We start from the raw sequence: 23688 nt of genomic DNA, 5'->3' as shown, positions 1-23688 counted from the left end.
TCATTGTTAGAATGTAGAACTTACACCAAATTTAACACCACTGAATGCAGGCTCATATCTACATACACCACCTGTACAGTTAATACCCTCAACTTGTTTTACGTAAGAAAGTGTAAAACGGTGTGGCCCTGTTGTGTATGCGCCAAATATTTGGTAGTAGTGTTGACCAGGTTCTCCTACTTTTTTTGCCGCACCTTGATCTACAGCTATAGGTCCAGCACTTAGGTTATACATATCTGATATTGATATAGACCAGCGAGGAGCTATATTATATTCTATTAAACCAAAGATCCATGAACCAAAGTCCTGATCTGTCATTTGGTATTCCCACTCTGTACGTATCGATTTTGTCTTGCTGATCTTATAAGTCAACTCAAAAAACGGTGTTGTTGAGAATAGCAATGGAACACTTGGCTTTATTTGATAAAGCTCTTGGTTATATTCCATATACTGAGTACCCACCATTACTATAAAGTTATCCCAACCACGATACTCAGCATCGAAGTACACTTCTCTGTATAGTTTAACTTCGTCTAGTGTGTTAGAGTGCGCATAGTTTAATGTAATGCTTAAATCATCGTTAGGAGAGATAAGAACATCCACACCTCCCGATAACTCCGATAAGTTTTGAGATGGTGGTGAGTAACGCGCTAATAGTCTTTGTGGACGTAGACGAGCAACAATCGGTTGCCAGTTCATTAATCCACGTATAAGCACCTCGTTTGGTGAAGTACGCATCTCATAGTTTTCAGTACGCTTACCAGTTAAGTTTACAGCAAACCCTTTTTTGGCGTAGCTAAGTGTTGAGAACAATACATTACCATCCGTATCTTCCAAAAGCCCATTTTGGTTCACGATTGTCTCATGAGTTTTGTATGAACCTTCAACATACCAGTTGAAGTTCCCCACGCTAAGCGTGTTGTATGCAGTAAACGCATACATGTTATACATAGGAACAAAACGAGTAGCACTATCTTGGCTGTTGATGGTAGATACCACTTGATCCATTGATGTTTGGTCAAGTGTTCTATTTAAAGCACCAATACCTGGTACTATATATACCTGACCTTCTTTACCTAAGGCAAAATTTCCTTCAGCTGCAAAGCCTTTGATGACAGGTTTGTATTGATCGAACAAGAATTTTGATTGACCAGTGAATCCTTTAAGTTCGATATTGTCTGTTAGCTGATACTTTAAATGTAAACCAACAAGTGCGTTATCGATCAATAGACCACGATCTTCATAGGCACGGAACATAATACCACTACCAATTTGATCGTAGATATAACCAGCAGTGATGGTTAAGTCATTAAAGGTTTTACTAAGCTGCCATGCACCTAGTCCCCATCCGTTTAGTGCTTGGGTAGGGTTGTATCTATTTGAATTGTGAAATGCATCGGCTCTTAAAGTGGCAGTAAACCCTTTGTAAGAGTATCGCAACCCGAGCCAACTTTCACCTCCACTTAAGAAGTTGTCGTACAATGGGTTGTTAGCAGCATTAATGGCTGAATCTCTTTGAAAGAAGTTAACATTCATCATTAAGTCTCCAGAAAGCTGACCTTGAGCAAAGGCAAGAGTAGAAGAGATAGAAAATGTTAACAGTAGGATAATTTTTTTCATCAACTTACTGTTGTTTTAACATAAAATTTTCCGAATTTAGAACCTTTACTATAATTTGGCAAGGTTTTAGCCTCTTAATTTTAAAATAGGATTAAAAATTACATAGATATGAAACGGATTATTCTAGCGAGTTTAGCAGTATTATTAACTATCGGAGCATTTGCTCAGAAGAAGGAACTGCCGGATACAGAAATAAAAGACGTAAAAACTAATAAGAAAGTAGCTTTTAATGAAACTGTTACCTCTGGTAAGGTTACATTAGTGAATTTCTGGGCTACATGGTGTGTGCCTTGTAAGAAAGAGATCAAAAATGTACGTAAAATGTTGCCTGAATGGCAAAAAGAAGCGGATTTTGAATATATGACTGTTTCGATCGATGAGGCTAGGTCTGCCGGTTTAGTAAGAGGTTATGCAAAGTCTCAAGGGTGGGATTTTCCTTATTACATTGATACAAATTCTGATTTGAAGCGTTCATTAAACTTTCAAACAGTACCTTTTACTATTATTATCGATAAGAATGGTAAGATAGCATATTCACATCAGGGATATGAAGAGGGTGCAGAACACGAAGTGTTCAAGAAAATAAAAGAATTAAGTAAATAATTATTTATAAATAATAGACATTCAGCGCTCTTGCTTTGCAAGAGCGCTTTTTTTATTTCATTTATCTTGTTGTTTTCCTTATTTTAAGTATAAATACTACACTATGTTAGAAAAATCAATACAAGAAGCATTGAATAAACAAGTAGCTATGGAAGCCGAGTCTTCACAGGCTTATTTGGCAATGGCCTCTTGGGCAGAAATACAGCCAGGGCTAGATGGAGTTACGGAGTTTTTTTATCAACAGGCCGATGAAGAAAGAGTTCATATGTTGAAGCTTATAAGATATATTAACGAGCGTGGAGGTTTTGCAATAGTGCCTGCACTGGCGCAGCCGATCATCACGTTTAAATCACTTAATAATGTCTTTAAGGAGTTTTTAAATCATGAAGTGAAAGTGTCTGAAAGTATAAATGCTCTTGTGGGTCTTGCGTTAACTGAAAAGGATTTTGCTACCCATAATTTCCTACAATGGTATGTTTCAGAACAAATAGAAGAGGAACGCTTGGCTAGAACCTTGAATGATAAGTTGGAACTAGTAGGTGATGAGAAGAGTGGTATTTATTTGTTTGATAGAGATATCATGCAACATAGGTCTACTGTTAACAAAGGGGGCTAAGTTTAATAATGCTATAACAAGACATAAAAAAGCACTGATAATACTATCAGTGCTTTTTTGATTATAAAAGTGTTGTAATTATTTAGTTCAGAGACTTGCCACTCAATGATGGATAGAATGCTTTTTGCAAGTCGAAAATTACTGGAGATGCTTCTATAGAACCATCAATGTCGCGTGACCATTTAAGAGCACCTGAAGTATCAAATGCATACAAGGTTTTGTCAAAGCTTCCAATGTATACAGTACCCTCGTGTGCAAGAGGAGATGATTTGATCAGTCCATTAGTCTTGTAGCGCCATTTAACCTCACCATCTATTACGTTAAGCGCATAAAACGTATGGTCGAAACCTCCTACATATACTACGTTGCCATAGCCATAAGGAGATGATACTACACGCTCTGTAGTAGTGTATATCCAACGTTCTTTTTTAGCAGCACTATCGATACAGTATATTTTATTATCATCACTACCGAATATGATATTACCACCATAAACGATTGGGGAACTCTTGATCGGACCTGTAGTTGCATATTGCCATGCAAGGCTACCGTCTGTTACTTTCAATGTGTAAAGGTTACCATCATTGCTACCAATGTATAAATAAGGAAGTTCAATTGCAGGAGACGCAAAGAAAGTACCTCCGCCAGTTGGTAAAAACTCCCAGACTTTGGTGCCTGATGCTTGGTCTAATGAATAAACAGCATTACTAGACGCAACAAATACTTGACCGTTAGATATGGTAGGAGACGAGTTAACAGCACTTGTCGTGTTAAATGTCCATTTGATAGTATTATCATCAAGATTTACTGCTACTACCTTACTGTCATCTGTACCAATGTACACGATATTGCCTTCACCTGTAGGAGAAGATTGTGTAGATTTTACTTCTGCAATAGTGCTAATAGTGGTGCCTTTTTTAGCATCAATTATCATTAACCCTTTGTCAGTACCTAATATAAGCTTATCTCCAAGTACTAAAGGACTAGAGGTAAGGTTTGTACCTATGTTGATTTCCCATAGCTTATCGCCTGAATTTGGCTTTAAGGCATATAATACTTGATTTTGGCTACTGATGTAAAGAGACGCATAATAGGTTTTCTCCAACGGTTCATCCTTACTAAATTCCTTTTCTGTACATGCAGTAAGGAATACAGTCGCAGCTGTAAAGACAACAATGTTCTTTATCCAACGTTGCACCATGATTCGATAATTAGTCATTAGATATGCAAAATAGGCGTTTTAGGCTTTTATTGCAAGATGATTGAAAAATAAATCCGGCATTTATTATAAAAAGCCGGATTTGTTACATCTAAGATAATATTTTATGTTAAGCTAACATCTTTTCTTTCTGCTTTTTTATACGATTTACCATAGAGTCAAAAGCATGGTCAAAAGACTGTTCAAAGCCTTTAGACTGGTGTTTTACGAAAAAAGAATGCTTAGGTACGTATACTTTGATCTCGGCTACTTTGTCCTTAATGGTGTGGGCTACATTGTCAAGTTTTAAGTATACTTCTACTCCTATAATGTGATCATGGAACGTACTTAACTTTTCTATTTTCTTGTTCACATGTTCCAACAATTTAGAGTCAGCGTCGAAGTGCACGCTTTGGATTTGCACATTCATATTAAAACATTTTTATTGTTATCAATGAAGCGTCATCCCCTAGGATGACGCTCCTTATGTATTTCTTTTAATTTATCAATATTATTATGTGTATATACCTGAGTTGCAGCAAGACTGCTATGCCCAAGTAATTCTTTAATAGCTTGTATATTGGCTCCTTTATTTAATAAATGTGTAGCAAAAGTATGCCTCAGTATGTGAGGGCTCTTTTTAGAAAGCGTGGTTGACATACCTAAGTACTTTTGTACGATCTTGTACACATATCCTGCATATAGCGGCTTGCCACTGGTAAGCACTAATAGCTCTCCATTAGTATCACAGGTTATAGCTTTTTTATCTTCTATATAAAACCGTATAGATCTGCTTAGTTCTTCACTAATAGGGATTAAACGCTCTTTGTTCCCTTTACCTAGCACTCTTATTTGCTTGAGCGACCACTCTATATCCTGCTCTTTTAGGTGTATAAGCTCGCTTCTACGCATACCTGTCTGGTACAAAAGGTCACATATTAACCTATCTGTAGCACCTTTAAATCCTTCGTCAAATTGTATTTCATGTAATAGGAAGTCTGTTTCTTCCTCTTTCATATAGGATGGCAGGCGTTCCTCTTTACGCAAAGCGTGTAATAGTTTCACAGGATTCTGCTCTACTATTGATAAGCGTAGTAAATATTTGTAGAATGAGCTTAAGCTGGATATTTTTCGGTTTATGGTGCTAACCGTGTGTTTATCGTCTTTTAAACTGGCTAACCAGCTCCTTATATGGAAATGCTTAATGGCTTTTGGGTGAGTTATCTCAAACTCTCCGGCTATATATGCAGTAAATTGTTGTAAGTCTTTACTGTAAGCAGTAAGCGTATGAGCAGCGTAGCGCTTCTCAAATTTGAGATATTGTAAAAAGTCCGTTAGCCACTGTTCTATCATAAAAAACTGGTATTGTAAATATAACAATTTACAATACCAGTCACAATAGCTATGCTAGTACAACTATGTTAAAGTTGTGCTTATCTTTTTCTTTCTCTGATACCACACTCTATCTCTTGTAGATAGATAGCCTTTAAGACCTCGTGGCGTCTCTTAACTGATTTCTTTGTAAAGTGCTGACGTGCACGCAATTGATTAAGGGTACGAGATTTCTCATACTTCTTTTTGTACTTCTTCAGCGCCTTATCAATGTTTTCACAATCTTTTGAATCAATAATCAACATAATATTATACCCCCTTTTTGGTTTTTTGAGGACTGCAAAGTTATGCATAATTCATTATTTGTACAAACTTTTTATGTTTATATGTTTTATTCTAGATAATTTTGAGGAATATCTTACGTTAGTGTATTGTATTATAAAGCGATATGAGGAATTGTAAAGGAATAATATTGGTCTTTTTAGTCTTTCTGGCTGCTTGTAGCAAGTCGGATAATGAAGGACCCGATATATCGGATAAGCTGACTAACCCTTATTGTAACGATCCTGAGGCTATTAATTATAATTGGGGGTTCCCAGGTAGGCCTGATAATACTACCTGTTTTTACCCAAAAGATATATTTGTAGGCGTTTATTCATTTTCAGACTCCATTTATAACGCAAACCTTGAGTTGAAAAAGGTAAATGATATTACACTCACTATTTACGCTAACAGCAATAACATATTGAGAGTAACAGGTTTTTGTAGCAATACTGATTCTATTCGTTTGACAGCAGATAGGTTTTATAGATCGTATGCGGACTCTACCATTACAAATGATTCCGTTGTGTTAGATGGGCAAATTGTATGCCGTACAGTAGATACGCTTTCGGGCTATCTAATAAAAGATAAAAATGATAGCACAAAGCTATCGGTTAATATTACAGTAGCTAGTGACACTGGTCTTAATTTTCACTTAGGAACGGCGTATAAAAAATAATCTAAGCATGTTTACCGGCATAATAGAGAATGTAGGTGTAGTACAGGATATACAACCCAATGGTACTAATATAGACTTTTGGGTAAAGTCGTCTATTACTGGCGAACTGAAAATAGATCAGTCTGTAGCACATAATGGTGTATGTCTTACTGTAGTAGCTATTGACGGAGATGCTTATAAAGTGACAGCTGTTGCTGAAACATTGCAAAAAACAAGTCTAGGTGATTGGCAAATAGGTAATAGGTTAAACTTAGAAAGAGCGCTTAAAGTTGGTGATAGGCTAGATGGGCATTTTGTTCAGGGACATGTTGATACTGTAGCAATTTGTACTGAAAAGAAGGAGCTTGAGGGTAGCTGGTTGTTTAGCTTTTCTTTCCCTAAGGAGTTTGCAAAACTAACTATAGAGAAGGGGAGCATTTGTATCAATGGTGTTAGCCTTACGTTGTTTAATGTGGGACATGACACATTCACCGTCACAATAATTCCTTATACCTATGAGCACACCAATTTCTTTGCATTGGAACAAGGTCATAGAGTAAATTTAGAGTTTGATATTTTAGGTAAATATCTTTTACGAAACCAAGAACTAGATATCAACATTAGCCAAAGCGTATAATATTTACTACTTTTCTTGGCAATAGAACGATTATGCGTATTGCTTTCGACGCAAAAAGGGCGTTTCAAAATTTTACAGGTTTAGGGCACTACAGCCGCACATTACTTACTTCTATTTTTGAGGGGTTTGCTGAGCACGAGTATTATCTCATGGCACCTAAAAAAACAGATAGGTTTGATGCATCTCAATACAATAATGTACACATCATTGAGCCTTCAGGTATCTCAAGCAGTCTCCGTTCTATATGGCGTGCCAACTTGATGAAGACCGATCTAAAGAAATTGAAAATAGACCTATATCACGGGTTGAGTAATGAAATACCACTAGGGATACATAAAACGGGTATCAAAACAGTAGTTACTATACATGACCTTATTTTTGAACGCTATGCCCACCACGATGGTGCAATAGATACAGCTATATACAGAAGCAAGTTTAAATATGCATGCAAAAAAGCAGACAAGGTAATAGCTATAAGTAAACAGACACGTGATGATATTGTGGAGTTTTACAACATAGACCCGCAAAAGATCGAAGTATGTTATCAATCTTGCAATGCTATTTTCCAGCTGCTATTAAGAGAGGAAGAAAAAGAAGCGGTGAGAGCAAGGTATGGCCTGCCTAAGGAATACTTCTTGTATGTTGGCTCCGTAGTAGATAGGAAGAATTTGCTGACCATATGCAAAGCAATGAAGCTGCTCCAAAACAAATTGTCAATACCTTTAGTTGTTATCGGTAGCGGAGGGAGTTATTTTCAAAAAGTAAAACAATACATTACTGAAAACCGACTGGAGGAAAGCATTATCTTCTTATCAGAACAGGAGTATGCTGCAAACGAGCCTCGCTATAAAAACTCGCTCGATTTTCCTGCTATTTATCAAATGGCTACAGCCATGATATATCCATCCGTATATGAAGGGTTTGGTCTGCCTGTATTAGAGGCTTTATGGAGTGCTATACCCGTAATTACATCCGACCAGTCGAGCTTGGTAGAGGTAGGGGGAGATGCTGCCTGTTTAATTGATCCTATGGACGAGCAGCTTATGGCTAATGAAATGTATGATATAGCCACTAATGCAGAGCGTCGATCTACGATGATAGAGAAAGGACTACAACATGCACAAAACTTTACACCTGAGAGCTGTGCCGCTAAGGTGATGGAAGTGTATGAGTCTATTCTTTGATTTTTACATTGATATCTGGAGCATCAGTTATTTGTATGGTGCTTGCAGGTAAGAAAATGTCGTCAGCAGTTTTTACTTGCTCCAGAATACGACTATATATCTTGTCCTTTATACTTCTTCTTAGTTTAAAATCTACAACATACCTGAGCGTGAAAACAGCACCTCCATCTATTATCGCCAATGATACTTGTGGTTCTGTTTTTGCATTCTCTATTCTGTATTTTCTGAGCATAGCTTCCCATTCTTTGTTAGCCCCAACGGTGTATTCTCCAACTGCTTCTTTTGCTATAGCTAATAACATGGACCTTGCTTTGTCAAAATTGCTGCTAAACTGTACGGGAAGCTTAAGCTCATCCCAAAGAAATCCAAAATCTCCGGAGTAGTTGAAGACTGGTTCTTTGAAAACAAAACTATTAGCTACTAGTACAATTCTACCATTATATAGGTCACCATCTACCCATTCTCCTGTTTCCATAATGGTTGTACGCAATACTCCTATGTCTATTACATCGCCTTTAATACCTCCTAGTTGTACCCTGTCTCCTGTTTTGTAGAAGTTGCCAAATATAATGGCCATCCATCCCGCAACACTCACGATTACTTCTTGTAGTGCAAAGGCAATACCTGCACCCGCAACGCCTATGGCAACGGTAAGCCCGCCTAGTCTTTCGCTAAATACGATCGTGACGAGTAAAGCAGTAAGGAGAAAACCAATAAATGAAGTGAGTTTTCTGGTTTTATATCTGGCTTCATTGTTCTTGATTCTAGATGCAAGGTTCTTTTGCAACAGTTTTATGATACCCCAAATAATAGCTACACCAACAAAAACAGCCACACCCTTTTGTATCATTGGGTTATACAGGATTTCTCTAATAGCATCGTTTGATTCCATAATAGCAATATACTGAAAAGAAGTACATAGGCAATTGAGAATGGATACAAAAAAGCCTCGCATTTAATGCGAGGCTTAGTGATATTAACTTCAAAGATTACAGTTTCATGTCTGCATCGTTGTTGTCGTCTTGTTGCGGTTGCTCTGGTTTTTGTTCTTTGCTACCATTGTTCTCTGGTCTTGGTCTTTCACGGCGCTCGCCTCTACGGTCGTCACCGCCTCTGCGATTGTCACGACGGTCACCACCTCTTCTATCACCACCACCTCTACGGTCGCCTCTGCGGTCATCACCACCTCTGCGCTCGCGCTTTTCAGGCTCTACATACCCTTCCGGCTTCTCCATTAACACCTTGCGGCTAAGGCGAAGTTTGCCAGACTTAGGATCAGTACCTATTAGTTTGATCTTTACAGTATCACCTTCAGCCATAACACCCTCAAGTGTATCTAAACGAGACCAGCTAACCTCAGAAATGTGTAGTAGCCCTTCTTTACCAGGCATAAACTCAATAAATGCACCAAATGGAACTATTGATTTTACTTTACCCTCATAAGTTTCGCCAATTTCTGGCTCAGCTACGATACCTTTTATCCAAGTAAGTGCTTTGTCAATAGTCTCTTTATTAGAAGAGAATATCTTAACAACACCTTTGTTGTCTACTTCTTCAATATTTACAGTAGCACCTGTCTCACGTTGAATCTCTTGAATGATCTTACCGCCTGGTCCTATTACAGCACCGATAAATTCGCGATCGATGATCAATTGTTCAATTCTTGGAGTTTGTGGTTTAAATTCAGCACGAGGAGAAGGAATGGTCTCATACATAGCATCTAGTATGTGTAGGCGGCCTTCACGAGCTTGTGCTAATGCTTGACCTAATACTTCCATGCTTAAACCATCTACCTTAATATCCATCTGGATACCACAGATACCATCACGAGTACCAGTTACTTTAAAATCCATGTCACCCAAGTGATCTTCATCACCAAGTATATCCGTTAGTATCGCATATTTATCTCCTTCGGCGATCATACCCATTGCCACACCACTTACGTGTTTAGGGTAAGGGATACCTGCATCCATCATTGCTAATGAACCGGCACAAACTGTAGCCATAGAAGAAGAACCATTAGATTCTAATATGTCAGATACTATACGTATAGTGTATGGGAAGTCTTCGTCTTTAGGCAGCATTTGCGCTAGAGAACGTCTTGCCAAAGCACCATGACCTACCTCTCTACGCCCAGGACCACGCATTGGTCTTGTTTCTCCTGTAGAGAATGGAGGGAAGTTGTAGTGCAGTATGAATTTTTGGTAGTCAGATGTAGCTGCTGTTTCAACCAGTAGCTCATCTACACTTGTACCTAGTGTAACTGTTGTTAAAGATTGCGTTTCACCACGGGTAAATAATGCAGAGCCATGTGGTGACGGTAGTGGATCAACTTCAATGGTAAGTGGACGTACTTGGTTTAGCTCACGACCGTCAAGACGCTTGCGTGTATCAAGCACCATGTTACGGATTATTGTCTTCTCCGTTTTGCCAAAGTATTTGCTTACTAGAGCTTGATCTTCTTCGCTCATTTCTTCTTCTGCTATGCTAGCATCAAAGTCGTCACGAATAGCTTTTAAAGCATCGCTACGCTCATGTTTAGGGCTAGCAGCTTTTGCAGCTTCCAATATCCTAGCAGAGGCAAACTCTTCAATACGCTTCTTAAGTTCTTCGTTTTCGTATGGAACAGTCACTTCACGTCTTGAAGTAACACCTACTTTTGCTCTAAGCTCAAGCTGTGCTTTTATTTGCTCGCGTATAGCAGCGTGTGCTATTTCGATAGCTTTGATGACATCTTCTTCCTGACACTCTTTAGACTCGCCCTCTACCATCATGATGTTTTTCTCAGTAGCAGCAATGATGAAGTTCATGTCTGCGCCATCTATTTGAGAAGGCTTAGGGTTAATAACATATTCACCATCTATACGAGCTACTCTTACTTCAGAAATTACTTCTTCAATAGGCACTTCTGATACAGACATTGCTGCAGATGCAGCAAGGCAAGCTAGTGCGTCTGGAGCAACTTCAGGGTCAGATGATATAAGAGATATAAGTACTTGTACATCGCATCTATACTCATTAGGGAATAGAGGACGCAAAGCACGGTCTACAAGACGAGATACTAAAATTTCAGAATCGCTAATACGACCTTCACGTTTAAAGAACGACCCTGGTATACGACCAGCAGAAGCAAATTTTTCTTGATAATCTACACTTAGCGGGAAGAATGATTGTCCGGGTTTAGGTTCTTTTGCTGCAACAACAGTAGCGAGTAACATACAATTGCCCATGCGTACTACTACAGCACCATCGGCTTGGCGGGCCATTCTACCCGTCTCTATGCTAACTTCACGTCCGTCGCCCATTTTGAAGGATACGGAAATGGGGTTGGGAATCATAAGATATTTTTTAAATATGTTTATAAAAGACTATTCCCAACTAAGGAAGTTGGGAATAGCTATAAAAGTAAGTTGTTATTTACGTAATCCAAGCTTTTCAAGAAGCGCACGGTAAGATTCAAGGTTTGTGCGGCTTAGGTACTGTAGTAAGCGCTTACGACGGCCTACCATCTTCATCAACCCACGGTGAGTTGAATAGTCCTTTTTGTTCTGCTTCAAATGTTTAGAAATGTGATTGATACGCTCTGTAAGCATAGCAATTTGACCCTCGATAGAGCCAGTGTTGGTTTCAGAACCACCAAATGTTTTAAAGATATTTGCCTTCTTATCGGCAGCTAAATATGACATCTACATCAAATTTTTATATAACGACACTATTTTTCAGTTCGCAAAGATAGGAAAAAGACTTGAGGAACAATTTTTTTTCTTTAAATATTTCTTTTAACTATTATAACTATATCCTATTACCAGACAGGGGTTTTGTGTAACTTGCAGCTATGGGGCAATATAGCATAGGCGAAGCTATCAATTTATTAATGCAAAAATCGGGCTGGAAGCCCAAAGTAATAGAGTTACGCCTAAAACAGGAATGGGAGACGATAGTGGGGAAAACAATAGCTAAATATACACGTAATATGTATTACGATAATGGCATATTGACCATTTATACTGATGTGGCTCCCCTTAAACAAGAGTTACAGCTTGGTAAACAACAACTTATAAATAATATCAATGAATATCTGGAAGAGACAGCTATTCGCGATATTATAGTGAAATAGTTAGAAAATGGTCAATAGCTCTTTTAAAGAGGTGATCTCATAAGTAGGTTGACTATTATGCTCTATTTGGTGTGGGTTATAATAAACTTGATCCCAACCAGCATTGGCCGCACCTTTTACATCTACTTCAAGTGCGTCTCCTATCATAATACTGTCTTCTTCAGTAGCGCCAGTTGCATTTAGAGCAAATTCATAGATTTCAGGACGAGGTTTCATGCTATTGCTGCCTTCCGAGGATATTATTTCAGAAAAATAACTTGAAATGCCGGAATACTGCAACTTTAGCTTTTGAGTAGCGTGGAAGCCATTAGTGATAATATGTATTTGATATTTGTCTTTGCAATGGTCTAGAACTTCTTTGGCATAAGGCGTTAGCTCTTTTTGTACTGGCAGTATTTCCAAATAAGCAGAGCTCATTTCGTGAGCCAAAGCAGTATCTCCAATTTTGTAGTCTATAAGGGTCAGCCATAGGCGTTTCCATCTCAGCTCATCTCTTTTTATATGTCCTTTTCTAAACTTGTCCCAAAGTTTGTCGTTATGAGCATTGTATTTAGTGAAAAACTCTTCGAAGTCATATATTCCTCTTTGCTCCAGTTCATATTCCTGATATAGTTTTTCAAGCGTATATCTGGAGTTTTTGTCGAAGTCCCAAAGTGTATGGTCTAAATCAAAAAAGAGATGCTTGTATTGTTTCTTCATTATTACAAATATATGATTTCCAAAAGCTTAGGGCATTTTAAAGAGAAAAGCTGCTTCGAATTAACGAAACAGCTTTAATTTATCTTAATAAGAACGTATTATTTCTTACGGTGGTATATTTTATCATCCATAAATTCTGCAGTAGCCAAACGTGCAGGGTTAGCCATACGCTCATATATCTTAGATATCTCTATTTGCTCTTTGTTTTCGTGAATTTCTTCCAAGTTGTCAGCATGGATAGTGAATTCATCAAGCTTGCGGTGCAACTCTTCTTTCATATTCACTGCAATTTGATTTGAGCGTTTAGCTATGATAGCGATAGACTCATATAGGTTGCCAGTTTTTTCCTTAATGGCTGTTACGTCTTGCGTAATTGCCATTGGCTGTACTGCTGCAATTGCTTTCTTATTTGTGCTCATCACGTATTTTTTTTATGTAATTCTCAGCTTGAGTATTATACTCTTCAGCTTCGCGAAGGTATTGAGATTTTGGATATGTATCAACTAATTCTTTATAAGCTTCAATTGCAGTTGCAAAACGCTCTTCTTGTTTGCTCTTTACGCTGGCTTTTGCGTAGTTGAACCAAGACTTAACGATCATATACTGATAGTAGTCTATTTTAGTAGAGCTAAGATAGTTTCTGGTTACCATTTGGTAGGCAACGCCTGATGCTTTGTATTGACCAATGTTGTAATAAAGCTTTGCTGCAGCTGCATCCTTAGTCTCAAGTTTCGTCCTGCAATCAGAAATTATTTTGCTTGCCTCACTTACTTTTTTTGACTGCGGGTGAACATTGATGAACGATTGTAAGGCTTCAACAGCTTTTATTGTATAGGTTTGGTCTAGTGAAGATTTTGGAGACTCTTTATATAAACAGTAGCCATATAAGAATTCGCACTCTTCAGCATCTTTACTACTAGGGAAGAAGTCAAAAAAGTTCTTGAAGTGATAAGACGCTGATAAATAATCTTTTAGGTAGTAGAATGTGTAAGCGTATCTGTAATAAAGTGGCTCGTAGTTACGAGTCTGTTTCATTACGGGTATTAGGCTTTCGTACAATTGGTTGGCTTGTGAGTACTTCTTTTTTTCAAAGTATTCATTAGCTTTTTTAAGCTTATAGTTTACATCATTACTTTTAAGTACTCTCTCGTATCCTGTACAAGAGGCTAACAATAGTAAACTCATGAAAACAACCAAATAATTCTTCACGCGACCTTTATTATAAACAGAGCCCGCAAAGGTACATAAATACTTTATAAATAGATAAATAAGTGCTTAAAACTCTGTTAAACAGCGATATTAACAAGTTTTGCACAGAAATTCACATGATATAAACATGTGTAGTTTCTCATAAGTAGTAAAATCCCCTGTATTGTAATGCTGTATTGGTTTTTGGGGTTCATGTTCTTGTGGATAAATATGTAGGTGTCTTTTTGTGTAGAATTGTGGGAAAGTGTGTTATTTTGTGAGTGTATTGCCTTTCTGTTAAAGGCAGTGTTTCTGATATGAATCTACTAGGAGAATACGAAATAGCATTGGATACCAAAGGGCGCTTTTTGCTTCCTTCGGGTTTCCGTAAGCAGCTCTCGGAAGAGGCGGCTTCGCGTTTCGTTATTAATCGTGGATTTGAAAGTTGTTTAACGTTATATCCTCTTGAGAGTTGGAATAAGTTGGCTGAAAAAGTAAACAAGCTGAATGATTTTAATCCAAAGGTAAGAGAGTTTAAGCGTTTGTTTATGAACGGCGCCACATTTGTGGACGTGGATTCTGCGGGTAGGGTTTTGGTGCCAAAGTCATTACAGGAATATGCAGGTATAAAGAAAGAGATGGTGTTCTCTGCGCAAGGAAGCAAAGTGGAGTTGTGGGATAGAGCAACCTATCATAATTATATAAGTAGTAATGCGGCCAACTTTAGTGACCTGGCAGCAGAAGTGGCAGGTGGTGATTTTGTGAATCCTTTTGACGATTTGTAGTAATGAGTAATTCGGGGTTTTATCATACATCAGTTCTTCTTGAAGAGTCTGTAGATAGTTTGGCAATTAGGCCCGACGGTGTGTATGTGGATGCTACGTTTGGTGGTGGTGGTCATAGTAAGGAGATATTAAAAAGGTTGAATGCCAAAGGTCGCTTGATCGTTTTTGATCATGATGAGGATGCTTGGCAGAATATGCCTGATGATGAGCGTGTGATACAGGTGAGGGAGAATTTTAGATACATCAAGCGTTTTTTGAAGTTGCACGGGTATGAAGAGGTGGATGGGATACTCGCAGATCTTGGGGTGAGTTCTTATCAGTTTGATACGGCAGAGCGTGGTTTTTCGATCCGCTTTGATGGTCCTTTGGATATGAGGATGGACAAGCGATTGGAAATGACAGCGGCGGATATCTTGAAGACGTATAGCGAAGAGCAGTTGCATAAGCTTTTTGAGCGATATGGCGAGGTGAGAAATGCGAAGCAGTTGGCTAAAAGAATAGTAGAAGAAAGGGAAGTGGCAGGCTTGGATAGTACAGATTCTTTCAAGGCTATGATAGCACCTGTGGTACGAGGAAAAGAGAATAGGTATTTGGCGCAAGTGTTTCAGGCGTTAAGAATAGAGGTGAATGATGAAATGGGTGCATTGGAAGATTTTTTAGAGCAGTCGGCTAAGTGTTTGAAAGCGGGGGGTAGGTTGAGTGTTATTACATTTCATTCTATAGAAGACAGAATAGTGAAGTTGTTTATGAAAAGAGGAAGTTGGGAAGAAGAGGAGAAAGATGTGTTCGGGCGAGTGGTGTCGGAAAAATTGTTGAAGCCGCTTAGTAATAAATCTATAGAGTCGACAGAAGAGGAGTTGAAGAATAATTCAAGAGCGCGTAGTGCTCGACTTCGTATAGCAGAGCGTATATAAATGTGGAGGAAAAAGAAAATAGAAAAAGAGCAAGAAGAGTCGTCGTCCTTTAAAGACAAGCTGGATTGGAAAAGGATGATGGGCGGTGCTTATGATTTGATAGTGGATAATGTGCCTTATCTGGCTTTTGTGTCTTTGTTATGTGTGTTGTATATCAGTAATACGCATCGTGCGGTAGAAACAGAAAGAGCTTTAGTAGAGTATAATAAAGAGCTGAAAGAGTTGAGGTGGGAGTATATGGATGCGAAGTCGCAATTGATGAATGTGCAGATAGAGTCTGAAGTAATAAAGAGTGGTAACAAAATTGGCTTATCGCCTTTGAGTTTGCCAGCTTATAGTGTAAAGAAAAAATAGAACTACCAAATAGACGAACAATTGGACGTTAAAAAAGACATACGGTTTAGGGTGTATATCGCATTTACATGTGTATGTCTATTTGGTATCGCCATAATAGTAAAGGCTGCAATGGTTCAAGTGAAAGAGGGGCCTGAATTGATAAAGGCTGCCAAGAACATGCATATGAGAAATGCTACGCTTTTGGCAGAGCGTGGTAATATATATACAGAGCAAGGAGACTTGCTGTGTTCTACCATTCCAAAATTTGATGCCCATGTTGATTTTTCTGTAATAGATGAAGAGTTGTTTCAAGATGAAGTGAAGGGGTTGTCTGATAGCTTGGCAAAATTGTTTGGTGATAGGACATCTAGAGGTTACGAAAAACTGCTACGGTCGGCATACAAGAATAAAAGACAAAATAGATATTGGTTGCTTGCTAAGAGTATGCAGTATCATCAGTATCAGGAGTTGAGGAATTTCCCAATTTTTAATAAGGGGAAGAATAGAGGAGGTTTAATAGTAGAGTCTAAGAGTGTAAGGGTGAACCCTTATGGTATACTGGCATATAGAACTGTGGGTTTGTGGAGGGAGAATGCAAAAACAGTAGGTTTGGAAGCTACATTTGACAGTGTACTTAACGGGGTGTCAGGCAGAAGGTTAGAGCAAAAGATGACTGGTGGTTTGTGGATGCCTATTGAGGGTACGGAGATAGAGCCGGTCAATGGTAGGGATATTGTAACTACGATAGATGTAGGAATACAGGATATAGCAGAGAACTCGCTAAGGAGTATACTGGAAAAATATGAGTGTCTGTATGGTACTTGTGTGGTGATGGAAGTAGCTACAGGCAAGGTGAGAGCATTAGCCAATTTGGGAAGGCAAAAAGATGGTAGTTATTGGGAGGATTATAACTATGCCATGATGCCAACAGAGCCAGGGTCTACATTTAAGTTGATGACCTTGTTGGCATTATTAAATGATAAGCACATACAAATAGAGGATAAAGTAGATGCCGAAGGTGGGGCGATCCGGTTTGGTAATTTGACCATGAAGGATTCCCATCTTGGGCTCGGTTCTTTAACTATTAAAGATGCTTTTGCGCATTCTTCTAACGCGGCAATGGCAAAGTTGGCGCACCAGTACTACAGTAAAGACCCTGAACAATTTATTAGGCATGTGTGCAGTGTGGGTTTAGATAAACCTACAGGTATTGATGTATTAGGAGAAAAGAGAACACTTGTAAAAACACCTGATAGTAAATCTTGGAGTAAAACGACATTGCCTTGGATGGCTACGGGTTATGAAGTGCTGATAACACCTTTGCATACTTGTATGTTATACAATGCCGTGGCAAATAATGGTAAGATGATGAAGCCTTATTTGGTGAGCGAGGTGCGTGAATATGGAAAAACGATCGAGCGTTTCAGTCCAACTGTAGTTGTGCCCGCAATAGGTGATTCGAGTACAGTGGCGCAATTGCAAGCTTGTGTAGAGGAGGTTGGTTTGACGGGTACTGCTAAAGGAATGAAAAGTCCTTTTTATCAAATAGCTGGCAAGACCGGTACTGCTCAAGTGGCCGATAAAGGCATTAAATATAGCGATCGTGTTTATCAGGGATCGTTCGTAGGTTATTTCCCTGCAGATAATCCGAAGTATACTATTGCTGTAGTTGTAAGGACGAAACCTCATTCCAGAGCATATTACGGAGGTACTGTTGCTGCACCTGTGTTTAGGATGATAGCCGATAAGGTCTTTGCGGATAATAAAGATTGGTCGGCACCTGTAGATAGTATGGCGGAAGCTGCTGAAGAAAAAGAACTGATCGCTAAAAAGGCAGATGCTAAGGCGTATAAAGGATTAGTGAATGCTATTGGTTTGAAGGTGCCTGTAGTAGGTGATGGAGGTATGGCGCAATTGACAACGGATAGCAGCAAGGAGGTAAAGATGACAAAGATGGCAGTTGTAGAAAATGTAGTGCCTGATGTGGTGGGGATGAGTTTGAGAGATGCGATCTTTTTGCTAGAACAAAGCGGAATGAAGGTGCAGATAGATGGTAGTGGTGATGTTTTATCACAATCCATAGAAGCGGGAGAAAATATTATTCAAGGGAGAACAATTGTATTGAGATTAGGTTAATGCAAATATTAAAAAACATATTAGAGGATACAGAAGTGCTATCGCACAATGTGTCGTTGTCTGTAGCAGCAAGTGGGTTATGTATAGACTCTCGTGCTGTAAAGGCAGGCGATGTGTTTTTCGCTATCAATGGTGTAACCGTTGATGGTCATCAATATATAGGCAAAGCTATAGCTAGTGGTGCTGTTGCTATTGTGTGCGAGCAAATGCCGGAAGTGCTAGATGGGGATGTGGTTTATGTGTTGGTGAAAGATAGTGCAAAGGCAGCGGGTGAAGTGGCTAATGTTTTTTATGGTCGTCCTTCTTCGAAATTGAAGTTGGTTGGTATAACAGGAACAAATGGAAAAACTACTGTTGCAACTTTATTATATCAACTATTTAAAGGTTTAGAATATAAATGTGGTCTGCTCTCAACCGTTCAGAATTATATTGATGATGAGGTTGAAACGGCTACTCATACTACTCCCGATGCCATTTCCATTCACGCTTTATTAGCAAAAATGATAGCTGCTGGATGCTCGCATACTTTTATGGAAGTGAGTTCTCATGCAATACACCAGCAACGTATTGCAGGTTTAGTTTTCTCAGGAGGCGTTTTCACTAATATAACGCACGATCACTTAGATTATCACAAAACATTTGATGAGTACATCAACGTAAAGAAGAAGTTTTTTGACGACTTGCCTAAAACGGCTTTTGCATTAACTAATGCAGACGATAAAAGAGGCGGCGTGATGTTACAGAATACAAAAGCTAATAAACATGCTTATAGTTTGAGAGTGCCAGCAACTGTGAAGGGTAAAGTGTTGGAAAATAACTTGACAGGATTGGTGATGATGATAGATGGGTATGAGGCATATTTCAGAATGATCGGCTCATTTAACGCCTACAACTTAATGGCGGTGTATGGCGTGGCTATATTATTGGGTGAGGATAAGATGGAAGTATTGGCTAAACTAAGCACCCTGAACGGTGCTCCTGGTAGGTTTGAAACTTTGATGTCTCCAAACGATAAGGTATTGGGAATTATTGATTATGCGCATACACCTGATGCATTGTTGAATGTACTAGCTACAGTTAATCAATTGCGTGGTGGCATGCAGCAAATAATTACCGTAGTAGGGTGTGGAGGTGATAGGGATAAGGCAAAGCGCCCAATAATGGCAGAGGTGGCAACAGAGCATAGTGACAAAGCAATATTGACTTCTGATAATCCTAGAAGTGAAGATCCTGAAGTGATACTAAATGAAATGGAAGCTGGAGTGAGTATTACTAATAGAAGAAAGGTGTTGAGGATTGCTGATAGAAAAGAAGCAATAAAGACAGCATGTTCTTTGGCGCAACCGGAAGATATAGTATTAGTGGCAGGAAAGGGGCATGAGGCCTATCAAGAGATAAAAGGGGTGAGGCATCACTTTGACGATAAAGAAATATTAGAGGAGACATTTAAGATTTTAAATAAATAATAAAAACCAATAGCATAATGCTATACTATCTTTTTACCTATTTAAGAGAACATTTTGGTCTGTTTGGTGCAGGTGTGTTTTATTATATCACCTTCCGTGCTGCCATGGCTATCATTGTGTCTCTTATTATCACTATGATATTTGGTAAAGGACTTATTCGCTACCTGCATAAAAAACAAATAGGAGAAACGGTAAGAGATCTAGGGTTGGCTGGTGAAAAGCAAAAAATGGGAACACCTACAATGGGTGGTTTGATCATAATTGCTGCTATTGTAATCCCAACGCTTCTGTTCGCAAGAGTAAGCAATGTGTATGTTATTCTCTTGCTTGTGTCAACAGTTTGGTTGGGGCTTATTGGTTTCTTGGATGATTATATAAAAGTATTCAAAAAGAATAAGGAGGGTCTCGCTGGTAAGTTTAAAGTGTTAGGGCAAGTAGGGTTAGGGTTGATTGTAGGTTCTACAATGTACTTCAATGATAATGTTGTTACAACTAGAGAGGTAACTAATAGTGCTCCTATTGTTCATAATACAGCAGAGCAAGTTAAGTCGGATGTGTTTACAAGAAAAGATCGTGACGGGAACGAAAGGAAATATGTTCGTGTAAAGTCGGTAACTACTACAATCCCGTTTACTAAAACGCATGAGTTGAGCTATGCAAAAATTGCTTCAATTTTTGGCGAAGATCTAGTGAATGTGTTAACGCCTATCATCTATATATTGTTCGCCATTTTTATAGTTACTGCGGTTTCTAACGGAGCTAATATTACCGACGGTGTTGATGGATTAGCTACAGGTGTGTCGGCTATTATAGGTATATGCCTTGGAGTGTTCGCCTACGTATCGGGCAATTACATTTTTGCCGACTATCTAGGCATTATGCATATTCCGCATTTAGGAGAGTTGTCCATATTTATTGCTGCCTTTATAGGGGCTTGCATTGGTTTTTTATGGTACAATGCTTACCCGGCTCAAGTGTTTATGGGGGATACAGGTAGTCTTGCCTTGGGTGGTATAATAGGTACGCTTGCCTTGGTAATAAGAAAGGAATTGTTGATACCTATTATCTGCGGCATATTCTTAGTAGAAAATTTATCAGTGATAATCCAAGTGTACTATTTCAAATACACTAAAAAGAAACATGGTGAAGGTAGAAGAGTGTTTTTAATGGCACCGCTGCATCATCATTATCAAAAGTTGGGTTATCACGAAAGTAAAATAGTAACAAGGTTTTGGATAGTCGGCATTATGCTGGCAGTGATGAGTATCGTAACACTTAAAATGCAATAGTGAGTACAAACACACAAAAACGACTTGTAGTGCTAGGTGCCGGAGAAAGTGGCATAGGGGCAGCCTTGCTTGGTAAGCAAGAGGGGTGGGATGTGTTTGTAAGTGATGGTGGGCAGTTGAAGGAAAAATATAAAAAGGTATTAGATCAAGCTGCTATAGCTTACGAAGTTGGGGGGCATACTGAGGAGGAAATATTAAAGGCTGATTGTTTGGTGAAGAGCCCTGGTATAAGTGACAAGGTGGCAATAATGCAAAGGGTGAAAGCAAGAGGTATAGAGGTGTGTAGTGAAATTGAGTTTGGCTATAGATATAAGGGAGATAGCAAGGTGATAGCCATAACGGGGACTAATGGAAAAAGTACTGCTACAACATTGACACATCATCTATTGAAAGAGGCTGGTTACGATGCGGCACTTGTAGGTAATATAGGGAAGAGCTTTGCCAAGCAGATCGTAGAAAAGCCTTGTGAATGGTATGTGATGGAGGTGAGTAGTTTTCAGTTGGATGATATAAAATTTTTCCAACCAGATATAGCAGTGCTACTCAATATTACGCCCGACCATATGGAAAGGTATGATAACAAATTAGAAAACTATATAGCGTCAAAATTTAATATAACGAAGAATCAAACAAGGGATAATTACTTAATAACAAATAAGGACGACGAAACGATAACCAATTATTTAACAACCCATTCAATTCAATCACAACTAATCTATTTTTCGATGAGCGACCAAAACCAAATTAACGAGGGAGGATTTATAGAAAATGGAGACATGCACATCCGTGTAGGCAACGACTCTATGGATATGTCTATTCACGACCTATCGTTAAAAGGCAGGCATAATGTATATAATAGCATGGCAGCAGGAATATCAGCACGCGTAGCAGGAATACGCAAGGAGAAGATAAGAGAAAGCTTTTCCACCTTTAATGGTTTAGAGCATAGACTGGAGTTGGTAGCAACGGTAAGAGGTGTTGACTATATCAACGATAGTAAGGCTACGAATGTAAACTCGGTTTGGTATGCTTTAGAGAGTATGGAGAAACCAACGGTTTTGATATTAGGTGGTCAGGATAAAGGCAATGATTACAACGAGCTTATGGAGCTTGTAAGAGAAAAGGTAAAGGCTATAGTATGCATGGGTATAGATAATAGTCCTATCGTAAAAGCTTTTGATGGAGAGGTTGAAACGCTTGTTGAAACAAGTAGCGCAAGTGATGCAGTGAAAGCAGCATATGCATTAGCGGATAAGGGAGATGTGGTGTTGCTTTCACCAGCATGTGCCAGCTTCGATCTTTTTGAAAATTATGAAGATAGAGGAGAGCAATTCAAAGAGGCTGTTCGTAATCTTTAATGTAAATAATAGTAAGTAGTAATGAAACAGTTGATCAAACATGCTAAAGGTGATAAAGTGATATGGGCGGTAGTCCTATTGCTATCGCTAGTGAGTTTGTTAGCTGTTTACAGTTCTACAGGTTCTTTGGCATATAGAAAGGAGTTGAACTCAACTTATTACTTGGTAAAACAGGTATTAGTGCTGGGGTTAGGCTTAGTGATCATTTACTTGGTGCACAAGATTAACTATAAGAAGTTTGCTAAAATTGCTGTGCTCATGTATTTGTTGAGTATACCATTGTTGGCCTACACCTTGTTCTTTGGTACATCGCTTAATGAAGGCTCACGTTGGATAACTATACCTGTAGTCAATATTACGTTCCAAACATCAGCTTTTGCAAAGTTGGCTTTATTCATGTTTTTAGCAAGGGTGTTGAGCACAAAGCAGGCTAATATTAAAGACTTTAAAAAAGGGTTCTTGCCTGTATTGACACCAGTGATGATAACCTGCGCTTTGATTGCTCCGGCCAACTTGTCTACTGCGTTAATGTTAGGTGTTACCTGTTGCATCTTATTCTTTATAGGTAGAATACAAGTGAAACACATTTTAATGCTGGCAGTGGCAGGGCTGATAGGAGTGACAGTATTGTTTACAGTGTCTAAACTAACAGGATGGGGACGGGCTGGTACATGGGAACAAAGGATACAAGATTTTGTTGCAGATGATGAAGAAGGGAAAGAAGATGTATACCAAGTAAGGCAAGCAAAGATAGCTATAGCAAGCGGTGGACTTACAGGTGAGGGGCCTGGTAATAGTAAACAAAGAAACTTTTTGCCACACTCTTACTCAGACTTTATCTATGCTATAATCATAGAGGAGTATGGGTTGATAGGAGGAGCAGGTATGATATTTCTATATCTGTTATTCCTATGGAGGAGTATACTGATATTTAGAAGATGTCCTTATGCCTTTGGTGCATTTTTAGCTGTAGGTCTAAGTATAACATTGGTATTTCAGGCGATGTTGAATATGGCAGTAAATGTGCACTTAGTGCCAGTAACGGGATTGACGCTACCGCTGGTAAGTATGGGGGGTTCTTCTATATGGTTCACCAGTATTGCTATAGGTGTAATACTAAGTGTGAGTAGGTATGTGGATGAAAATGAAGGGAAGCTGAAAGCTTCGAAAGAAAAGAAACAACAAGTGACAGATATAGTTACAGGCGGAAACAAATTAATGCTTGCGTAGT

At 38.7% G+C, this 23688-nt stretch carries 25 protein-coding genes; 14 read left to right on the top strand and 11 right to left on the bottom strand.

The genetic code is table 11. The annotated features are described in order from the left end of the window. Positions 1-6: 6 nt before the first annotated feature. Entirely contained in the window at positions 7-1620 is a 1614-nt protein-coding gene (locus R2800_14825) for a DUF6029 family protein (GenBank protein MEZ5018331.1), read from the bottom strand. A gap of 108 nt (positions 1621-1728) precedes the next feature. Between R2800_14825 and R2800_14820 the strand changes: the two genes are divergently transcribed. Together R2800_14820 and R2800_14815 are read left to right on the top strand one after the other, a co-directional pair. Further along, entirely contained in the window at positions 1729-2223 is a 495-nt protein-coding gene (locus R2800_14820; protein ID MEZ5018330.1) for a redoxin family protein, read from the top strand. A 103-nt stretch (positions 2224-2326) separates the two neighbouring features. Beyond that, positions 2327-2839, top strand: coding sequence for a ferritin (locus R2800_14815; GenBank protein ID MEZ5018329.1), 513 nt, complete (start codon positions 2327-2329; stop codon positions 2837-2839). Positions 2840-2921: 82 nt separating this feature from the next. Here R2800_14815 and R2800_14810 read toward each other — a convergent pair whose 3' ends face one another. The 4 genes from R2800_14810 to rpsU form a co-directional block, all read right to left on the bottom strand. After that, entirely contained in the window at positions 2922-4058 is a 1137-nt protein-coding gene (locus R2800_14810) for a PQQ-binding-like beta-propeller repeat protein (GenBank protein MEZ5018328.1), read from the bottom strand. Positions 4059-4167: 109 nt separating this feature from the next. Beyond that, positions 4168-4467, bottom strand: coding sequence for an HPF/RaiA family ribosome-associated protein (locus R2800_14805; protein ID MEZ5018327.1), 300 nt, complete (start codon positions 4465-4467; stop codon positions 4168-4170). Positions 4468-4499: 32 nt separating this feature from the next. Continuing rightward, entirely contained in the window at positions 4500-5390 is an 891-nt protein-coding gene (locus R2800_14800) for a tyrosine-type recombinase/integrase (protein MEZ5018326.1), read from the bottom strand. A gap of 80 nt (positions 5391-5470) precedes the next feature. After that, on the bottom strand, positions 5471-5674 hold the full coding sequence (rpsU, locus tag R2800_14795) for a 30S ribosomal protein S21 (protein ID MEZ5018325.1): 204 nt from the start codon (positions 5672-5674) through the stop codon (positions 5471-5473). 143 nt (positions 5675-5817) lie between these two features. On the opposite strand from rpsU, the gene R2800_14790 reads away from it, so the two are divergent. Genes R2800_14790 through R2800_14780 form a run of 3 tightly spaced genes read left to right on the top strand, consistent with a single transcriptional unit; the run spans position 5818 to position 8169 of the window. Next, entirely contained in the window at positions 5818-6369 is a 552-nt protein-coding gene (locus R2800_14790) for a hypothetical protein (GenBank protein MEZ5018324.1), read from the top strand. Positions 6370-6376: 7 nt separating this feature from the next. Continuing rightward, positions 6377-6985: a riboflavin synthase gene (locus R2800_14785; protein MEZ5018323.1), complete on the top strand. Its 609-nt coding sequence runs from the start codon at positions 6377-6379 to the stop codon at positions 6983-6985. Between the two features lie 32 nt (positions 6986-7017). Next, positions 7018-8169: a glycosyltransferase family 1 protein gene (locus R2800_14780; GenBank protein MEZ5018322.1), complete on the top strand. Its 1152-nt coding sequence runs from the start codon at positions 7018-7020 to the stop codon at positions 8167-8169. Here the strand turns inward: R2800_14780 and R2800_14775 are convergent. The 3 genes from R2800_14775 to rpsO all read right to left on the bottom strand — a co-directional run bounded on the left by R2800_14775 (position 8159) and on the right by rpsO (position 11855). Continuing rightward, positions 8159-9061 (bottom strand): mechanosensitive ion channel, encoded by a 903-nt coding sequence (locus R2800_14775; GenBank protein MEZ5018321.1) that lies wholly within the window; start codon positions 9059-9061, stop codon positions 8159-8161. The two genes, R2800_14780 and R2800_14775, sit on opposite strands and share 11 nt — an antisense overlap. 97 nt (positions 9062-9158) lie before the next feature. Continuing rightward, positions 9159-11507: a polyribonucleotide nucleotidyltransferase gene (gene pnp / locus R2800_14770; GenBank protein ID MEZ5018320.1), complete on the bottom strand. Its 2349-nt coding sequence runs from the start codon at positions 11505-11507 to the stop codon at positions 9159-9161. Between the two features lie 75 nt (positions 11508-11582). Continuing rightward, positions 11583-11855 carry a 30S ribosomal protein S15 gene (rpsO, locus tag R2800_14765; GenBank protein MEZ5018319.1) on the bottom strand — a complete coding sequence of 91 codons (273 nt, stop codon included), beginning with the start codon at positions 11853-11855 and terminating at the stop codon, positions 11583-11585. Between the two features lie 149 nt (positions 11856-12004). On the opposite strand from rpsO, the gene R2800_14760 reads away from it, so the two are divergent. Continuing rightward, a complete protein-coding gene (locus tag R2800_14760) occupies positions 12005-12286 on the top strand; it encodes a DUF721 domain-containing protein (protein ID MEZ5018318.1) in 282 nt (93 codons plus the stop codon). Here R2800_14760 and R2800_14755 read toward each other — a convergent pair whose 3' ends face one another. From R2800_14755 to bamD, 3 genes are all read right to left on the bottom strand, one after another. Then, positions 12287-12985 carry a YjjG family noncanonical pyrimidine nucleotidase gene (locus tag R2800_14755; GenBank protein MEZ5018317.1) on the bottom strand — a complete coding sequence of 233 codons (699 nt, stop codon included), beginning with the start codon at positions 12983-12985 and terminating at the stop codon, positions 12287-12289. Positions 12986-13083: 98 nt separating this feature from the next. Next, positions 13084-13404, bottom strand: coding sequence for a DNA-directed RNA polymerase subunit omega (locus R2800_14750; protein ID MEZ5018316.1), 321 nt, complete (start codon positions 13402-13404; stop codon positions 13084-13086). Next, positions 13391-14194: an outer membrane protein assembly factor BamD gene (gene bamD, locus R2800_14745; GenBank protein MEZ5018315.1), complete on the bottom strand. Its 804-nt coding sequence runs from the start codon at positions 14192-14194 to the stop codon at positions 13391-13393. The genes R2800_14750 and bamD overlap by 14 nt, the downstream gene beginning before the upstream one ends. A 296-nt stretch (positions 14195-14490) precedes the next feature. Here bamD and mraZ point away from each other — a divergent pair, with 296 nt between their 5' ends. From mraZ to R2800_14705, 8 genes are read left to right on the top strand one after another with little or no spacing between them, the layout of a single operon-like run. Then, the gene (gene mraZ / locus R2800_14740) at positions 14491-14958 is read left to right on the top strand and encodes a division/cell wall cluster transcriptional repressor MraZ (GenBank protein ID MEZ5018314.1); all 468 of its coding nucleotides are present in this window, start codon (positions 14491-14493) and stop codon (positions 14956-14958) included. Between the two features lie 2 nt (positions 14959-14960). Next, positions 14961-15872: a 16S rRNA (cytosine(1402)-N(4))-methyltransferase RsmH gene (gene rsmH / locus R2800_14735; GenBank protein MEZ5018313.1), complete on the top strand. Its 912-nt coding sequence runs from the start codon at positions 14961-14963 to the stop codon at positions 15870-15872. Further along, complete coding sequence (locus tag R2800_14730; GenBank protein MEZ5018312.1) at positions 15873-16226, top strand: FtsL-like putative cell division protein; 354 nt, start codon at positions 15873-15875, stop codon at positions 16224-16226. A gap of 21 nt (positions 16227-16247) precedes the next feature. Continuing rightward, the gene (locus R2800_14725) at positions 16248-18344 is read left to right on the top strand and encodes a penicillin-binding protein (protein MEZ5018311.1); all 2097 of its coding nucleotides are present in this window, start codon (positions 16248-16250) and stop codon (positions 18342-18344) included. Further along, positions 18344-19810, top strand: a complete 1467-nt coding sequence (locus R2800_14720) for a UDP-N-acetylmuramoyl-L-alanyl-D-glutamate--2,6-diaminopimelate ligase (GenBank protein ID MEZ5018310.1) — start codon at positions 18344-18346, stop codon at positions 19808-19810. Before R2800_14725 ends, R2800_14720 begins: the two co-directional genes overlap by 1 nt. Before the next feature lie 17 nt (positions 19811-19827). Beyond that, the gene (mraY, locus tag R2800_14715; GenBank protein MEZ5018309.1) at positions 19828-21099 is read left to right on the top strand and encodes a phospho-N-acetylmuramoyl-pentapeptide-transferase; all 1272 of its coding nucleotides are present in this window, start codon (positions 19828-19830) and stop codon (positions 21097-21099) included. Next, entirely contained in the window at positions 21099-22457 is a 1359-nt protein-coding gene (murD, locus tag R2800_14710; protein MEZ5018308.1) for a UDP-N-acetylmuramoyl-L-alanine--D-glutamate ligase, read from the top strand. The genes mraY and murD overlap by 1 nt, the downstream gene beginning before the upstream one ends. 21 nt (positions 22458-22478) lie before the next feature. After that, a complete protein-coding gene (locus tag R2800_14705; GenBank protein ID MEZ5018307.1) occupies positions 22479-23687 on the top strand; it encodes an FtsW/RodA/SpoVE family cell cycle protein in 1209 nt (402 codons plus the stop codon). The last annotated feature ends 1 nt before the right edge of the window (position 23688 follow it).

This window comes from Flavipsychrobacter sp., assembly GCA_041392855.1.
In the GTDB taxonomy this organism is placed as follows: domain Bacteria; phylum Bacteroidota; class Bacteroidia; order Chitinophagales; family Chitinophagaceae; genus UBA5543.
Note: the sequence above shows the minus strand (reverse complement) of the source record. Positions and strands in the feature narration are given on the sequence as shown.